At 71.9% G+C, this 1,770-nt stretch carries 4 protein-coding genes; 1 reads left to right on the top strand and 3 read right to left on the bottom strand.

Features of this window, described 5'->3' with window-relative positions:
• A partial coding sequence (locus RIF93_RS20515; RefSeq protein WP_309093291.1) for an ATP12 family protein occupies positions 1-211 on the bottom strand: 211 nt, incomplete at its 3' end.
• Positions 212-326: 115 nt separating this feature from the next.
• On the opposite strand from RIF93_RS20515, the gene RIF93_RS20510 reads away from it, so the two are divergent.
• The gene (locus tag RIF93_RS20510) at positions 327-704 is read left to right on the top strand and encodes a DUF202 domain-containing protein (RefSeq protein ID WP_309093290.1); all 378 of its coding nucleotides are present in this window, start codon (positions 327-329) and stop codon (positions 702-704) included.
• Between the two features lie 3 nt (positions 705-707).
• Here RIF93_RS20510 and RIF93_RS20505 read toward each other — a convergent pair whose 3' ends face one another.
• Together RIF93_RS20505 and RIF93_RS20500 are read right to left on the bottom strand one after the other, a co-directional pair.
• A complete protein-coding gene (locus RIF93_RS20505; protein ID WP_309093289.1) occupies positions 708-1,382 on the bottom strand; it encodes an HAD-IA family hydrolase in 675 nt (224 codons plus the stop codon).
• Positions 1,379-1,770 (bottom strand): pseudouridine synthase (locus RIF93_RS20500; protein WP_309093288.1); only part of this gene is annotated, 392 nt, incomplete at its 5' end. The genes RIF93_RS20505 and RIF93_RS20500, both read right to left, overlap by 4 nt.

The raw sequence follows: 1,770 nt of genomic DNA, 5'->3' as shown, positions 1-1,770 counted from the left end.
CGTCGGCGGCCAGTTGGGCGGCCGCCTCGGTCGGCAGCACCAGCGGGGCGCCGGCGGGTGTTTTCGGGGTCCTCCCGTCCAGCGTCACGGCCCAGCCGCCCTCGCGCTCCGCCACGTCGACGGCCTTCCAGAAGCGTTTCAGCCGCTCCTCGGGCTCGCGGAAACCCTTGCGGGCGGCGACATTCGGGTCGAGCGGAGGGATGTGGGGCATGGCGGCCCATATAGGGCGGCGAGGCCGTGTTCACAGCCCCGGGGGCGGAACGTCACAGGCGTGGGGGCGGTTAGGGAGCTGAACCGCCACGCTGAACAGGGAGTTGCCCGCCTCGATGGATGACCGGGGAGACAGCCGCAGGGCCCTGGCCGAGAACCGCACCGATCTGGCGGAGGATCGCACAGCCCTGGCCAACGAGCGCACCTTCGCCGGATGGGCCCGGACGGCCATGGCGGCCATCGGCATCGGCCTGGCCTTCAACGCCCTGTTCGGCGCCATGGAGCCGGACTGGGCGCCGAAGGCCATCGCCTCGATCTTCATCCTGCTGGCCATCTTCCTCATCTACATGGCCGAGCGAAGGGCCTGCGCCGTCGCAAACCGGCTGGACACCCATTCGGTCAAGGACATGTCGCTGATGAACATCCGCCTGATCGCCCTCGCCATCGGCGCCGGCGCAGCCTGTCTGGTCGCGGGAATCTGGCTGTTGGTCTGAGGCTCAGGCAGCGCGGGTCAGGTTGGCGAAGCCGTCGAGCACGACGTTCAGTTCGGAGAAGCTCGCGGCGACGTGGCGGGCGCCGGCGGCGCGCTGCTCCTCGACGGTGTGGAAGCCCCAGCTGACGCCCAGCGGCAGGACACCGGCGTTGATCGCCATCCGGACGTCGTGGGCCGTGTCGCCGATCATCACGGTGCGCGCCGGATCGCTGCCGCAGGCGGCCATGGCGGCTTGCACCATGGCGGGGTGCGGCTTGCCGGGACCGTCCTCGGCGCAGTGGCTGGACAGGAACAGGTCGGCCCAGCCCTCGCGCGCCAGGTTGCGCGCCACGCCGCGGCGGTTCTGGCCGGTGGCGAGGGCCAGCCGCCAGCCGTCGCGGTGCAGCCGGCGCAGGTGGTCCATGGCGCCGTCGTACAGCGGCTCCTCGTGGCCCTCGGCGTACATGCGCTGGAAGCTGGCCCGGAAGCCGGCGATGAAGCGGGCCAGGGTCGGGGCGTCCAGACCGGGCTCCAGCACCGCCATGGCCTGCTCCAGCGACAGGCCGACGATCTGGCGCACCCGGTCGTAGTCCGGCTCGGGCAGGCCGATGTCGCGCGCGGCCTCGCAGGCGGCGCGGTGGATGGAGGCGCGGCTGTCCACCAGGGTGCCATCGATGTCGAAGACCGCCAGCGGCCTCATCGCATCCGCCTCACGCCCTCGAACGGGTCGCTCTCGTCGCCCTCGGCCGCCTCGAAGCCGAAGTGGGCGAAGCCGGCCTTCATCTCGGCGCTCAGCGGGGCCACGACCTTCAGCAGGCCGCCGCCGGGGTGATCCAGCTCAATGCTGCGGGCGTGCAGCTGCAGCTTCAGCAGGCCGGACAGTTCGCGGGACCTGTCGTCGCCGTATTTTGGGTCGCCGAGTATCGGGTGGCCGATGGCGGCCATGTGGGCGCGCAGCTGGTGGGTGCGGCCGGTGAAGGGACGCAGGGCCATCCAGGCGGCGCGGTGCGAAGCGCGGCTGATGGTGGCGTAGGCGGTCTCGGCCGGCTCGGCGCGCGGGTCCTTGCGGTCCGCCGGGCGCATCATCT

Origin of the sequence: Phenylobacterium sp., assembly GCF_031181185.1 — a bacterium.
Classification (GTDB): Bacteria; Pseudomonadota; Alphaproteobacteria; order Caulobacterales; family Caulobacteraceae; genus Phenylobacterium.
This window is presented reverse-complemented; position numbering and strand designations above follow the sequence as displayed.

Bases quoted from the DNA above. Each gene is read 5' to 3' on its own strand.
- RIF93_RS20510 (WP_309093290.1), top strand. From the start codon at position 327: ATGGATGACCGGGGAGACAGCCGCAGGGCCCTGGCCGAGAACCGCACC.
- RIF93_RS20505 (WP_309093289.1), bottom strand. From the start codon at position 1,382: ATGAGGCCGCTGGCGGTCTTCGACATCGATGGCACCCTGGTGGACAGC.